Source organism: Streptomyces sp. NPDC059534 (assembly GCF_042743475.1).
Lineage (GTDB): Bacteria > Actinomycetota > Actinomycetes > Streptomycetales > Streptomycetaceae > Streptomyces.
Window position 1 is genome coordinate 23,268 of record NZ_JBHWAQ010000027.1, and the last position, 15,267, is coordinate 38,534.

Consider the following 15,267-nt stretch of genomic DNA (forward strand, 5'->3'; position numbering starts at 1 on the left):
CGCCGCCCGTCAGGTCTGGCCCTCCGCTCCCGTCTCCCCGGCGGCAGGAGCGGCGGAATTCGTGGTTGCGGCATTGTCCGCAGCTGCACCAGCGGCAGTGGCTGCGCCGCCTCTGATGATCATCGAAGTCACTTCCTGAAGTGCTTCGACGGTGGATAGCATCAACTCGTACAGTTCTACATAGGTGTCCTTCGTCTCGGGAAGCCACTTGTTGAAGCCCTTCAGGTGCTTTCCCTTCTCGATTCCCTTCAGGGCGGCCTTTACTCGCCTTTCCGCGTCACTGTCGTAGACCTTGCCCTTGAGGTTTTCCCATCCGCCCTGTGCGCCGCTGACGTCAGCGGGAAGAGTCAGGGGCTGGACAACCCCGCCGGCAGTGGTCCCGCAGAGAGCCGGCAGATTGGCCAGGGTGTTGCTGAAGGTCCCGAATGTCTGAGAGTTGGCATCGCCGCCAGCCTGACTGACGATGCCCTCGGCGGCAAAGAACAACGTCCTTGGGTAGTCGTGCGGGTGGCGCTCCTGTTTGGCCTCAGCCGCCTTGTTCAGCATCAGATCACGATTGGTTGTAAAGCGGTCTCGAATCACCCTGAAGGCCGCCCAGTTTGCTTGCAGGCCCGCTCTGGTGGGTTCGTCGATTGCGTTGAAAACGGCTGCCAGTCGCGCATTCGCGTTTGCTCCGAGCAGATTCGCGGCCTCGGCCAATTTGTTGAAGAGGTGGTCTCCCTGCTTTGGGGGTGGTGCGGCGTTCTGCTTTCCCCGGGGATCGAGTGGCATTCGCTGCACGGCGGCCGTGCGGGAACTGTCCCGGGCAGGAGAAAGAGGGCCACGTGCCCCGGGTTCCGCAGCCGTCGAGTCTGTGGTCGCCCTCATCACGAGCGTGGCGTTGGCTTCCGCTTCGCGCTCGAAGCGGTCGGAAGGGTCGCTGACACGCAGGCCGTCCCCGTGGTCGGCTCCGGCCACCGGCCCCTGGCGCTGCTGGATGACGTGAGTGAGCTCGTGAGCCAGCGTGTGGTCGTCACCACCGTCGGCACCGATGACGACATGACTGCCCGAGGTGTACGCCCTGGCGCCGACCTCGGCGGCGGATTCGCGGGCCGCGCTGTCATCGTGGATGCGGACATCGGTGAAATCCGCGCCGAGGCGGGATTCCATGTCGGTGCGGGTGGTGTCGTCCAGGGGGCGGCCGGGGGCGCGCAGTACATCGTGAACGGTGGACCGCTGCACCGGGGCCGCGTCCGTCGTTCCGGCGTCCCGGGTGGCCTGGTGACTGCAGCCAGGCCCGTGCTGATGTTGCTCGGCTCCCTCGGACCGGGAGGGCTGGACCCAGGTGTGCCCGGCCTGGCGAAGCATCTGGACCATCGCCATGTTCCCAGCGGTCCCTTGGATGTTCAGTGCACCGGACCGCGGCGCGGGTGCCCGGACCGGGACCTGAGAGGAGCGTTCAGGGCCGGAGGTCCGGCCGTTCTCATGAGCCATGCGTGGTGCCGCCCTTCCTGTCGACGTGGTGGGAGACCATCCCCACAACACAGCCCCGTCCGAAGTACGGAAAGGAAGTGAGGGGCAAAGCGCCGGGCACACTTCACTGCCCGCAGAGCCCTGGACGGGCTGAGAGGAAGCAGGCGCCCAAGGGCTGCACCGTAAACGATCTTCGGCCGACCGGTGGGAGGGCTATCCCATGACCGCCCGGGCCGCGTCGAGGAACGTCAGCCGGTTGCCCTCCAGGTAGTCCCGCACGCTCTCGCCGTCCGGCAAGCCTTCCCACACCGTCCGGTTGAGGTCGAGGAAGTACGCCCGGGCCGCGTCATGAACGGGCAGGGGGAACTGGACGCGGATGAGCCGCTCTGCGACCCACAGCCTGTTCATGACGCCCTGGGTCGCGATGAACCAGGCGTGGGAATCGTCCCACTCGGAAGGCCGGCTGAAGGCGCTCCGCTCGGCCTCGGCCGCCACCTCGATGAACCGCTCCAGCAGCGCCACCCGTTCCGCGCGCCGTGCCTCTGACAACGTACTCTGCTGCCGCCGCTGTTCGGCTCGCTCCGCTGACAGCTGAGTCCTGTGCTGGACGAGGTAGGACAGCATGCCGCCGAGGAAAACGCCGCCCAATGATATGAGGGACACCCACACCTGACCTGACATGGTCGCTATGGTGCCATGCGCTGTGGCTGGTGTGATCACGGCGAAAAGGGAGCCGTCCTGGACAGCCCCGTTCACCGCGCTGAGCCCCCGTCCGTTCGGCAAGCCGGAGGCCGCGTTGCGGCGCGAGCGCACGGACACCGAGGTCGCGAGGCGGGACCTCGGAGTCCGTCTGCTGACGGCCCTTGCTCCGGTGCTCGGGACGTCGTAGCTCCGGCCCGGCCTCCGGATCAGGCGGTAGGGCGGTGGCGGGCGCGGAGCAGCCGGACGGCCTTCACGGCGTAGGCGAAGGTCATGAGCGCGAAGCCGGCGAAGGCGAGCGAGAACCAGGGCTCCGCCACTTTCAGGCCCAGCAGGAAGCTTGCGAGGGCGAGGAGGCTGCCGACGGTCTCCAGCAGGTCCAGACGCGCCTTGGAGCGCACCACAGGGTCGGGCCCGCCCAGCCGGCGGATCACGGAGACGAGGCCGAGGGCCTGCAGGAGCGTCAGGGCGAGAGCGATCCAGACGGACCAGTCGGGTATATCCACGGCGCGCACTGTATCGCCGACCTCCTACCGCTGCGCTCCTTCGAGATGAACCGGAGAAGACGCCCGACCCCTTCAGGCCCGCGCGGCACGGGAGTTGCCAAGACTCAGGCGCAGGACCAGTCCCGGCCGGCCGTCACCTCGTGCGCGATGCGGTGCCACTCAGCCTCCCCGCCCGGCAAGGGCCACGCCCAAGTCGGCTTTCCCGCGGTGTTCAGGTCATGGAGCAGACGGGCAGCAGGGGGCTGTCCGGTGCGTCGGCGACGTACTGTGCGAAGCGGTGAGCCCACCGTTCCGGGCTGCCGGCGAGGGCGCGGCCGACATCGGCGCGCAGCGGCGGGACAAAGGAGTGGTACGCGTCGGTGCGCCAGAAGTCGACGCCCTGGAGGGCTCGTCGACGAGGGCGAGCAGCGCAGGCCGCGACAGCTGGGAGACCAGTAGCCGGGGCCCGGCACTGAGCACGCACAGCCCGGGCCGGGGGCGGTCCCGCGCGTCCAGGGACAGGCCCGCCCACGTGCCGTCATCCCGCCTCACATCGCTGCGCTGCATACCGGGAGAATAGACGGCTGGTGCGGGGGATTCCGATGGCAGCCATGGCTGCCGGATGGGCTTTGGCCTGCGGTGCGGCGTGTCGGTGGAGAGGCTCGCAGCCGGTGGGGAACGCGAAGGGTGGGACCCCGTCCGGGACGGGGCCCCACCCTTATCAGTGGCGTGTGGTGCCGGTCGTCAGAGGATGACGTCGAAGGACTGCCAGCCGGTGCCGATCAGGGTGCGGCCGCTGGGGAGGAAGTCGTACAGCTCCCCGTTGTTGGTCACACCGACGGACTCCGCCGGGCCGTCGCTGTTGAGGTCGGTGGCGAAGGGGTTCCAGTAGCCGTTCCACCAGCCGTTGCCGTTGAAGTAGCGGGCGCCGAAGCTGATGCTCCCGTTGTTGGTGCTGGTGTTGGGGTAGACGTACAGGTCGCCCTGGTCGGTGCGGCCCATGATGTCGACCTTGTAGTCGCCGTTCATGTCGGCGAAGCGCATGCTGGTCCACGATGCCGGCCACCAGCCGTTGCCGATGAAGATTCGGCTGCCGAAGGTGCTGGTGCCCGTTCCGCCGGTACCGGGGTAGACCCACAGCTCGCCGCCGCTGTCGCGGCCGATGGCGTCGGTGCGGCCGTCTCCGTTGATGTCACCGAAGCCGAGGGTGTCGTACATGTTCCAGCCGAGGCCGATGAGGGAGGGAGAGCCGAAGGGGTAGGTGCCCTTTCCGTCGGTACCCGGGTAGAGGTGGAGTTCGCCGTTGCGGTCGCGTCCGACGATGTCGGTGTAACCGTCGTTGTTGAGGTCGGTGTTGTAGGCGTTCGTCCACCAGTCGCGCCACCAGCCGTTGCCGACGAAGTAGCGGTTGCCCAGGGTGCTGGTGCCTGTTCCTCCGGTGCCCGGGTAGACCCACATGTCGCCGTTGGCGTCGCGGGCGAGGACGTCGGTGTTGCCGTCGTCGTTGTAGTCGGGTCGGCTCTGGCCGCCGCTGGTCCAGTGGCTTCGGCCGACGGCGTCGTAGAGGACCAGGACTCCGCGGGCCAGTACGACGGCGTAGGAGTTGGGCTTGTTGCCGGTCTTGCTGCTCCACAGCGCGGTGGATCCGTTGGCGGTGTAGACGACGAGGGCTCCGTCGGCCTGCATGCGGGCGAAGGCGCCCGGGTTGCCTGCCGTGTTGGTGGCCCAGACCGGCTTGTTGGCCTTGGTGGAGAGCACCAGGTTGCCGTCGGTCTGCATGACGAGCTTGGCGCCGGTGGTGGTGAACTGTTCGCCGGAGGCCAGGGTGGTGCCGGAGGCGATCCGGGCGCCGGCCACCGCGTCGATGTCGAATCCGCCGGAGAAGGAGCCGACGGCGCCGCTCACGATCTCGCCGTACCAGCCGAAGACGGTGTCGTCGGCCTTTCTGGCCCACAGGTCGGTGACGCCGTCGCCGGACAGGTCGCCGACCGAGCCGACCTCGGGGTAGAGGGCCTGGGTGACGCCGACGCCGACCCTGGTGCGGGGTGCGGAGCCCCAGGTCGCCAGGTCGACGGCGGCCTTCTTGTCGGAGCTCGGCTTGCCGTAGGTGCGCAGGATGTCGCCGTTGGCGTTGTCACGGAGCCAGAGGTCGGGGACATTGTCGCCGTTGAGGTCGCCGGGGGTGATGACGCTGTACTTGTCCCAGTCCTCGCCACCCACGAGCACGGGCGCGCCGTGCATGTCCAGGAGGAGGTTGCGCTCGCCGAAGTAGGCCCACAGGTGCTTGCCCTGCTTGACGAGCAGGTCGGCTCGTCCGTCGCCGTTCAGGTCACCGGGGTTGATGATCTGGGAAGCGCCCTGCCAGTGGTCGTCGCCCTCCTCGGTGCAGCCCGTCTCATCGTCGCGGACGGGGCAGCTGACGTTGATCTGCTGGGCGCTCTTCGCCTGTACGCGGCCGAGGCCGTTGTTGGTGTGGACCCAGAGTTTGTCGATGTTGTCGTTGGCGTCGTGCTGCAGGGTGATCAGGTCGTTGTAGCCGTCCTGGCCCCAGTCGAGCGAGCTGGTCGTCAGCGCCGAACCCAGGCCACTGATATCGCCGTTGGTGGTGGCGGAGAACTTCGCGTTGCCCTGGCCGGCGTAGGTCAGCAGGGTGCCGAAGGTGTCCTTGCTCCAGATGTCGCGGAGGGTGTCGCCGTTGAGGTCGCCGGGCTGGTCTCGTGCGGTGGACCGGCCGGCGTAGAACAGGTAGGCGGCGGTGTCGGAGCGGTTGCCCGCGGGGTCCTGGCTGAATGCGTAGACGAAGTGCGGGCCGACGCCGGGCGGGGTGAGCTGGATGGTGGTCGAGCCGCCGGCGGGGACGGTGACGCTCTTCACCTCGGGGTCCCAGTCGGTGTAGTAGCCGTACCAGGTGACGTCGTCGACGCCGTTGGCGGAGAGGGTGAAGGAGCCGGGGTTACGGGCCTTGCCGGTGCCGGCGGGCCAGCCGTTCTCACCGTTGGGGAAGGTGCTTGAGCTGATCGACGGCTTCTCGGCCGGCCGGGTGCGGTCGACGGTGAACTTGCAGGTCTGGCTCCAGGCCGAGTACTCGCTCTGGTCGTACGCGCGTACCTTCCAGGTGTAGCTGCCGGTGGGGAGCTTGGCGTCGGGGACGACCAGGGTGGAGACGCGGTCCTTGAGTCCGGGGATCCATTCGTCGGCGACCATGGTTCCGTCGCCGCGGAAGACCTGGAACTGGGCGGACAGGTTGCCGGCGTTGGGGTCGGTCACGTACGCGTAGAGGCTGACGGTGGTGTTGCCGATGAGGCCGCCGTTGGCGCAGTCGGTCTTGGGGTTGGTGCCCAGGCCGGTCGGGGTGGCGGGCGGGTTGTTGTAGACCGTTTCCAGGGTCGCGGTCTTCGGGTCGAACTTCTTCCAGCCGAAGGTGTCGGACTCGTTCTCGGCGTACATGCCGAGGGTGATGCTGGTGTCGCCGGCGGCGGCGATGCGCTGCATCTTCCAGGTCAGGTCGAACTCGAGGTTGCCTGCCGGGCAGCTGCTGGACCAGCCCTTGGAGTCGTTGACGTTGTAGAGCCAGTCGATCTTGGCGGGCTGGTTGTTCCAGGTGGTCTGTTCGCCGATGGCCTTGGTGTGCCACAGCTGAACGGGCCGGTCCTGGCAGGACCAGGACCAGACGTTCTTGATGCGGAAGGTGGAGCTGAGCACCTTGGTGCCGCGGACGTTGGCCGTGTCCATCTGGAAGAAGGACCGTGACAGGCCGTTGGTCTCGTTCTCGTATCCGACGCGGGCCACCTCGTTGGAGTTGAGGTAGTTCTTGGTCGGGTACTTCTTCGACACCCGGGTCCAGTTGTTGCGCCCGCCCCAGGCCCACGAGGGGTCGATGTAGACGGGGTAGGTGGTGTCCGCCGCCTGCAGGAGCTGCTGGTCCGGGGTGATCTGCAGGGTGCTGCCGTTCACGGAGGTCGCCATGACGGCTTCCTTGGACCCGGACGGCTGCTCGAAGGAGCTGTCGGGCTCGGGGGCCTCGGGCTCTGTCGCCGACAGGGACCGGGCCGCCGCCGTCTGCTTGAGGCTCTGCGGCGCGGCCGTGCCGCTTCCGGTGGTGGTGGAGTCCCACATGATGGGGGACGGGCTCGTGAAGACCGTCTGCCCGGCGGGGTTGGTCGCGGTCACCGTGCCGGTCGCGGGGTCGGTGGCGACCGTGACTCCGACCGTCGACATCGTGTACTTCAGCTGGGCGAGCGCCGGGTTCGCGGCCGCCTGCGGGGTCTTGACCACGACGAGCTGGGAGAAGCCCTCGACCTCGGCCTTGAGCTGGAGGTCGACGCCGGGCAGCACTTCGGCGTAGGTGGCCACATTGCCGTTGAGGGTGGGCTTCGGCAGCGCTGACGGCCAGGACAGCGACAGTGTGCGGCCGTCCTTCACACCGGTGAGGAGCGGCCCGGTGCCGCCACCCGAGAAGGTGACGACGACGGTGGTGGCCTTGGGCCTCACCGATCCGTCGGCGGCGAACTCGAGCGTCGGGTCCGTGGCGACCCATGCGCCGCCCCGCAGCACACGTACCGGCGCACCGTACTTCTTCTCGGAGAACGTGCCGTCCGGGTTCACCCAGGTGTCGGACAACTCGGTCCGGGCGGAGGTCAGTTCGACCGGCTTCCCAGTGCTCTTCGCCTCCTGGAGGGCCTTGTCCTCGGGGCTGACACTGCCGTCGTCCTCGGGCGTCACGACGGTCGCCTGTGCCCGCTCGGCGGCCGACGCCGGCGGTATGCACAGGGCGATCGAGCCCACTAGTGCTACCGCTGTGGCCCGGTGGAGAGTCCGTCTCCAGCGACTCCTGCTACGCGTACTCGACAAAGGAGTTCTCTTCTCTGAGTGCGGTGGTGCTCGGGCAGTGCCGTCCGCCGAACGTGGCCCTTCCTCTGGGGAGTCCAGGCGGCGGCGGGGCGGCGAGCCGGCGTGTCGGTGAGGTGGCGCAACGCGTGCGAAGGCAGCCTGGAGGGTGTTCTGCCCCCCGGCTGCGCCTCCCGCGCCAGCGCAGACTAGTCGATCGTCGAGCGGGCGGGACCGTAATTCCAGCAGTCAATCTGAGAGAAATGCGGATTCGAGGAGAAGCCTCAAATCCACCTCAAATTAAGCGGCTTCAGGCAGTCGCCGGCGGGGCTCGTCGGCGCGAACGGCGGGTGTCCGTGTTCGTTTGACAGGGCGGCGCATGCGGGCTCAAGTTCCGCTCAAATGGATTGCCGGAAGGGTGCGCCGATGGGACTCTCGCGCGCGACTCCCGGCCGTTCATCGTGAGGGGTGGGGTCTTTTGTCCGAGTGGCTTCTCCGCCGTACCGGGGCCAGGCGGTGGCGCGTGCCGAAGGGGCCGAATTTGATTGCGTTCGCAAGCTCCCTGTCCGCGAGGGGGCTCATTCCCGCCCGGAATGAATTCTTCCGCTGTTGCCTTTCGTGACCTCGCACACGGACGCGGAGGGCCCCACCGGCTCGGGGGCCGTGTGCCCGGGCGGGCCAAGGGGTCCGACCGGCCCGACGAACCGGCCGCGGGTCGGGGTCGGCCACCTCATGTCCGGGCGTTGCCAAGAGTCCGTGGGCCGGAGCGGCCGGCGGTGTACTCGCCGGGCTGCTGGGGTGGGCCATGGCGAGTGCCGGCGCGTGTGCACCCCGCGTTCACCTGCGACAAAGTGGCCACCTTTGAGGTTTCCATGATCAACTCGGACTTTTCTACTGGGAGTACGGAAGCCCGCCCGCCAGCGCCGGAGACGGCCGGCCTCCACCTCCAGCCGTGAGGCGAGGCAGAGGCATCCCGCAGGCGCTCGTGCGCGAAGGGGGTCGATGTGGCGCCGTGCCCCGCACTCGCCCTGCTTCAGGCATGGGCAAGCCGACCCCCGGAGGCTTCGGCGTCCTCCGACGAGCCGAAAGAGGCACGGTCGGCGCCGCCGGCGCGGGAGTACAAAACGCCCGATCGTCAATCGATCGGGCGGGATTTCGCGGTTTTCCCCGTGGATCTCAGATCTTGCTCAAGTGATCGGTTTCTTGAGTGGGCGCACTGCTAGCGTTCGGCGACATTTTCCGCTTTACGCGAGAGGTAAGTGTGAGAGTTCCACGAATACGCGGCTCCGCGGCCGTTATGGCCGCCGCGATCGCTATGGGTCTTTTGCCCACATGGGGAGCCGTGACAGCTAATGCGGATGAAAGAACTCCGCTTCCTGGATTGCATCAACCGAAACCGGTCCCGGTCAAGAACGCCCGCATCGGCGGAGTCAAGAGACCCGACGCCGCGGCGGCCCACCCCTGGAAGGGCGGCCCCAAGGTCCTCTGGCCCGGCGCCGCGACGGCCGAGGTGGAACTGGCCCCCGTGAGCGGCAAGCCCGCCTCACGGCGAGGAGCCGCACCCGTACCCGTACGGGCCGCGAACCTGCCCGTGGCTGTCGCCCTGACCGACCAGGGGCAGCCGGCCGCCGCCCCCGGGGCGAAGGACGGCAAGGCCACGCCGCCGTCCGACACCAAGACCCAGGCCACCGTCAAGGTCAAGGTCAAGGTCTCCGAACGGGCCGCCGCACGCAAGGCCGGAGTCGACGGGCTGCTGCTGTCCGTGGGGCGCTCCGACGGCGCGTCGAAGTCCGTGCAGACCCGCGTGGAAGTGAACTACGACTCCTTCCGCGGCGCGTACGGAGGCGACTGGGCGGCACGACTGCGGTTGGTGCGGTTGCCGGCCTGTGCGCTCACCACGCCCGACAAGGCCGAGTGCCGTATCAAGACGCCGCTGGCGACCACCAACAACACCCGGACCGGGACGCTGAGCGCACCGGTCGGTGTCGGCGCGACGACCGTCCTGGCCGCCGCCGCCGAGGAGGCCGGCGCCAGCGGCGACTACAAGGCGACGTCCCTGCAGCCGGCCGGCTCGTGGACCGCCGGCGAGTCGATGGGCAGCTTCGCCTGGTCGCACCCGATCAACGTGCCCACCGTTCCGGGCGGGGTCCAGCCGAAGATCTCCCTGGACTACAACTCGCAGGCGGTGGACGGCCGTACCGCGGCATCCAACAACCAGCCGTCCTGGATCGGTGACGGCTGGTCTTACGAGCCCGGCTTCATCGAGCGCCGGTACAAGTCCTGCAACGACGACAAGACCAACAGCACCAACACCACGCGCGTCGGTGACATGTGCTGGTTCAACGACAACGCGACCCTGTCGCTGGGCGGCAAGTCCACCGAACTCGTCTACCAGGCGGGCAAGGGCTGGCACGAGGTCGCCGACAACGGCACGAAGATCGAGAAGCTGACCGGAGCCGACAACGGCGACGGCGGCACGGACGGTGTCGACGGCAAGGGCGAGCACTGGAAGGTCACCACGGCCGACGGCACGCAGTACTTCTTCGGCCTCAACCGGCTCCCGGGTGCCACCGCCGGTGCGCCCTCGACCAACTCGACCTGGACCGTGCCGGTGTTCGGCAACCAGTCGGGGGAGCCCTGCTACAACGCGAGCTTCGCGAGCGGCTGGTGCCAGCAGGCATGGCGCTGGCAGCTCGACTACGTCGTCGACCCGCGCGACAACGCCATGGCGTACTACTGGAAGACCGAGACGAACAACTACGGGCGCAACGTCTCGGACACCACGGGCAAGGCCACGGTCACCCCGTACATCCGGGGCGGCTACCTGGAGCGGATCGACTACGGCCTGCGGGCTGACGCCGTCTACTCCGGCAAGGCGATGGCGCAGGTCCACTTCGCCGTCGACGAGCGCTGCCTGGCGAACTGCGGCACGTTCGACGAGACCAACGCCAAGAACTGGCCCGACGTCCCCTTCGACCAGTACTGCAAGGACGGCTCCACCGAGTGCAAGGACCAGTTCTCCCCGACGTTCTGGTCCCGCAAACGACTCGCCACCATCACCACCAAGCTGCTGACCGGCGGAGCGTACAAGGACGTCGACAGCTGGACCCTGGGGCAGGACTTCCCCGCCTCCGGTGACGGCATCTCCACGCCCATGTGGCTCAAGTCCATCCAGCGCACCGGTCTGGCGGGCGGCAGCGCCCCGCTCCCGGCCGTGACGTTCGCCGGTGAGCAGAGGGCCAACCGCGTCGACAGGACCGGCGACGGCCTCGCGCCCTTCATCCGCCTGCGGATGTACCAGATCACCACCGAGACCGGCGGCACGATCGGCGTCACCTACTCCGAGCCGGAGTGCACCGCGACGACCCTTCCGCCGGCCGACGCCGGCAACACCACCCGCTGCTACCCGGTGAAGTGGGCCTACGAGGGCAACGACGCCAAACTCGACTGGTTCAACACCTACGTGGCCACCCAGGTCGTCGAAGGCGACAACCTCGTCGAGTCGCCCGACAAGGTCACGTCCTACTCCTACCTGGGCGGAGCCGCCTGGGTGAAGAGCACCGACGAGCTCACCAAGGCCGAGGACCGCACCTACTCCGTAGCCCGTGGCTACGAACGGGTCCAGACCCGCGTCGGCACCGCCTTCGACCCCAAGACCCTGACGGAGAACCGGTACTTCCGAGGCCGGGACGGACAAGACGTCAAGGACTCGACGGGCAACGCGGTCACCGACCGCGACGCCTTCGCGGGCATGCAGCGCGAGAAGATCACCTACAACGGCGACGACACGAGCAAGCTGGTGACGGCGACCTCGTACACCCCGTGGCGGTCCACGGCGATCGCCACGCGCACCCGGTCCGGCCTTCCGGACCTGGCCTCCTACCAGACCGGCGTACAGAAGGAGTCGACCCGCACCACCGTCAGCGGTGGTACGCGCACCACCGAGGTCGACCGCACCTTCGACGGCTACGGCATGATCGCCACCGAGTCCACGACGGGTGACACCGCCAAGACCGGCGACGAGAGCTGCAAGACGACCAGCTACGCCCGCACCAACGCCGGCAGGATCCTCGACAAGGTCAGCCAGGTCGAGACGGTCGCCGTCACCTGCGGCGCCACCGCGGCCCGACCCGGCGACGTGATCGACGACGTCCGGACCTACTACGACGGCGGCGCGCTCGGCGCGGCGCCCACGAAGGGCGACGTCACCCGGTCCGAGCGGATCAACGGCGCGGGCGACGGCTACGACGTCACCACCAGCACCCCGGCCGCCGACTTCGACATCTACGGCCGCGGTCTGACGGTCGCGGACGCCTTCGGCAAGATCACCAGGACGGCGTACACCCCGGCCACGGGCGAAGCACCCACGACCGTCGTCGTCACCAACCCGCGCAACCACGCCGCCACCACCCAGATGACCCCGCTGCGCGGCCAGCCCACCCAGGTGACCGACGCCAACGGCAAGGTCACGACCACCGCCTACGACGCACTGGGCCGCGTCACCAAGGTGTGGCTGCCCACGCGCTCCGCCGCGACCTACCCCAATTCCCCCAACAGGGTCTTCGACTACCAGCTCCGCAACGACGCTCCGGCCGTCATCACGGCCAAGACGCTGGCCCACGACTCGACCTACCAGACGGAGTACACCTTCTACGACGGTCTGCTGCGGCCCCGCCAGACCCAGACGGAGTCCCCCGACCGGGCCGGCCGGCTCCTCACGGAGACCTTCTACGACACCCGCGGCCAGGCGTGGCGCACCTCCGGCGTCTTCTTCGCGACCGGGGCGGCCGAGCCCGTCCTCGCCACCGGACAGGAGCTGAAGTACCCGGCGTCCACCGACACCGAGTACGACGGAGCGGGACGCGTCACGGCCCAGATCTCCAAGAGGTTCGGCGACGAGACCCGGCGAACCGTCACCCAGTACACGGGTGACACCACCACCGTCGTCCCGCCCCAGGGCGGCACGGCATCGACGATGATCGTGGACGCGCTGGGACGGACCGTCGAGTCACGCCAGTACACCGACGTCGCCCGCACCTCCTACCAGTCCACCCGCTACGGCTTCGACAAGCGCGGCCGGATGGCGACCATCACCGACCCCTCGGACGCCACCTGGACGTACACCTACGACGTCCGCGGCCGTCAGATCCAGGTCGACGACCCCGACAAGGGCACCACCAAGACCACGTACGACCAGGGCGACCGCTCCACCGACGTCACCCACGTCGGACGCGGCATCACCCTGCACACCGACTACGACGAGCTGGGACGCAAGACCGCACTGACCAAGGGCACCACCACGCTCGCGTCGTGGGAGTACGACACCGTGGCCAAGGGCCAGCTGTCGAAGGCGACCCGATGGGCCGGCGGCAAGGCGTACGAGTCCGCGATCACCGCGTACAACAGCCTCTACAAGCCGGTCGTCACCCAGCTGACCATCCCCGACGGCGCGGGCGCGCCCGCCGGCGTCTACAAGTGGACCACCTCGTACAACCTCAACACCGGCGACGTGATGTGGACCCAGCACCCCGCCATCGGTGACCTGCCGGCCGAGAAGGTCGTCAACACCTACACGTCCGGCACCGGTCTGCTGAACACCGTCGGCGCGGGCGTCGACCCGATCGTGTCCGCCATGACCTACGACCACTACGGCCGCAACACCCGTATGGAACTCGGCGAGTTCGCCCAGCACGTATGGGTGTCCAACGAGTACGACGAACACTCCGGCGTCCTCAGCCGCACCTACACCGACCGGGAAGCGGCCCCGCAGCGCGTCGAGGACACCAGCTACGGCTACGACCCCTCGGGCAACGTCGTCTCCGTCGCCACCGCCTACGGCCAGGACGCGAACCGCACCACCGACACCCAGTGCGTCGACCTCGACCCGCTGGGCCGCATCACCGAAGCCTGGACCAACACCGGTCAGCAGTGCGCAGGCACGCCCTCGACGTCCGTCGTCGGCGGACAGGACGCCTACTGGACGTCCTACACCTACGACGTGATGGGCAACCGGACGACCGAGACCCGACACACCACGTCGTCGGGCCCGGCCGCCACCCGCTCGTACGCCGCGCCGACCACCGGCAAGCACGATCTGCCCAAGGTCACCCAGACCGGCGCCGACGCGCACGAGGAGACCTTCTCCTACGACGCGGCCGGCAACACCCGTACCCGGAAGATCGGCACCGCCGCCGAGCAGACGCTGAGCTGGGACGACGAGGGACACCTGGCATCGGTCACCGAAGGCACGACCGAGAAGGCCGGCTACCTCTACGACACCCAAGGTCAGCGGCTCCTCGCCAAGGACGCCACCGGCACGACCCTGTACCTCCCCGGAGGCAACGAGCTGCGCCGCAGCACCAGCGGGGTACTGAGCGGAACCCGCTACTACATGTCGGGCACGCAGACCATCGCCGTCCGCAAGGGCGGAAAGCTGACGTTCGCACTCGGCGACCACCACGGCACCGGCACCACTCAGATCACGGCCGACGCCGCGCAGACCATCACCCGCCGCAAGTCCACTCTCTTCGGCGCCACGCGCGGCACCTCACCCACCGGCTGGTCCGGGGACAAGGGCTTCGTCGGCGGCACGAACGACACCGCCACCGGCCTGGTCCACCTCGGTGCCCGTGAGTACGACCCGGCGACCGGACGCTTCATCTCGGTCGACCCGCTGTTCGTCACCGAGGACCCGCGCCAGCACAACGCCTACACCTACAGCAACAACAACCCGCTGACCCTGAGCGACCCGGCCGGCACCGAGATCGGCTCCCCGCCCAACTCGTGCCTGTACGACCTGGCCTACTGTTCCAAGGACGTCCAGGACTCCGTCGGCTACACCCCGAAGACCACCAGCGACCCCGGAGGAAGCGGTGGCGGCGGTGGCGGTGGCGGCGGCGGTGGCGGCAGCTCGTCCGCGAAGCACTACTGCGACGGATGCCAGCCGCTGCCGCCCAGGCTGCCCAAGGGCGTCGTCGTGCCCGACGGCCCCCCCGGCACCAAGGCCATATCCACCGTCGTGACCTACCAGGGTCCGTGGACCGACTTCTCCACCGGCGCCAACGTCCGCGAGGTCACCGAGGACCAGACGCTGCAGTTCACCTACACCTACGCCGCCATGTACGCGGCGATGGAACAGTTCGCCGACAAGTTCGGCTGGTCGGCGTCCGTGAAGGCGGGCGGAAAGGCGAGCATCCCCCTGGTCGCCGAAGGCTCGGTCGAGACGACGTTCGGCCTCAACGGCGACTACACCTGGACCAACTCCGATACCAAGACCAACACCTCGACAGCCGCCGAAGCCAGCACCATGCAGCTCAAGAAGGGAGAGCTCTACGGCTACGTGCCCTCCGGCTACGTCACCCGGTACGACACCATCTACCAGGACGCCGACGGAAAGACCTCGACCAAGAGCTGGGGCACGTTCGACATCCACACTTGGCAGGGCAACAAGTTCAAGGAAGCCCCGCCCAACCTGGTGAGACTGGACGTGGTCATGTGCACCCAGGTAGGAACCTGCGGCCGATGACCCGCCACCGAACCCGCGCCGCACGCCTGCTCCTGGCAGCCACCACAGCTGTGCTCCTGGCAGCGGGCTGTGGACCCCAACCGACGGCGAACCCGCCGGCCGTCACACCAGTCGGCCTCGCAACCCCCACCACCCACGCAACTCCCAGCACGCACGAACCCGACCCGGCGCCACTCGAGACGGCCCTCGCGGCCCAGGCTCGCCAGTCCGGCGCAACCCCCACGAACAAAGGACTCAGCCTGGCCCGACAGTCCGGGAGATCCGCCTCCTACCTATGGG

At 68.4% G+C, this 15,267-nt stretch carries 5 protein-coding genes and 1 pseudogene; 2 read left to right on the forward strand and 4 right to left on the reverse strand.

All coding sequences use genetic code 11. The features are described from left to right. Positions 1-9: 9 nt before the first annotated feature. A complete protein-coding gene (locus ACFVZH_RS28265; RefSeq protein WP_384901542.1) occupies positions 10-1,362 on the reverse strand; it encodes a DUF4157 domain-containing protein in 1,353 nt (450 codons plus the stop codon). 303 nt (positions 1,363-1,665) lie between these two features. Beyond that, positions 1,666-2,133 carry a hypothetical protein gene (locus tag ACFVZH_RS28270; protein ID WP_384901544.1) on the reverse strand — a complete coding sequence of 156 codons (468 nt, stop codon included), beginning with the start codon at positions 2,131-2,133 and terminating at the stop codon, positions 1,666-1,668. A gap of 22 nt (positions 2,134-2,155) precedes the next feature. Here ACFVZH_RS28270 and ACFVZH_RS28275 point away from each other — a divergent pair. Continuing rightward, positions 2,156-2,269, forward strand: a pseudogene (locus ACFVZH_RS28275) (IS5/IS1182 family transposase); the annotation flags it as partial. A 91-nt stretch (positions 2,270-2,360) separates the two neighbouring features. On the opposite strand, the gene ACFVZH_RS28280 reads toward ACFVZH_RS28275, so the two are convergent. Further along, on the reverse strand, positions 2,361-2,657 hold the full coding sequence (locus tag ACFVZH_RS28280) for a hypothetical protein (RefSeq protein WP_384901546.1): 297 nt from the start codon (positions 2,655-2,657) through the stop codon (positions 2,361-2,363). Between the two features lie 723 nt (positions 2,658-3,380). Continuing rightward, positions 3,381-7,421, reverse strand: a complete 4,041-nt coding sequence (locus ACFVZH_RS28285) for an FG-GAP-like repeat-containing protein (RefSeq protein WP_384901547.1) — start codon at positions 7,419-7,421, stop codon at positions 3,381-3,383. A 1,423-nt stretch (positions 7,422-8,844) separates the two neighbouring features. On the opposite strand from ACFVZH_RS28285, the gene ACFVZH_RS28290 reads away from it, so the two are divergent. Continuing rightward, on the forward strand, positions 8,845-14,988 hold the full coding sequence (locus ACFVZH_RS28290) for an RHS repeat-associated core domain-containing protein (protein ID WP_384901549.1): 6,144 nt from the start codon (positions 8,845-8,847) through the stop codon (positions 14,986-14,988). Positions 14,989-15,267 lie beyond the last annotated feature (279 nt).

Coding starts and splice junctions, on each gene's coding strand:
- ACFVZH_RS28265 (WP_384901542.1), bottom strand. CDS start 1,362: ATGGCGATGGTCCAGATGCTTCGCCAGGCCGGGCACACCTGGGTCCAG.
- ACFVZH_RS28270 (WP_384901544.1), bottom strand. CDS start 2,133: ATGTCAGGTCAGGTGTGGGTGTCCCTCATATCATTGGGCGGCGTTTTC.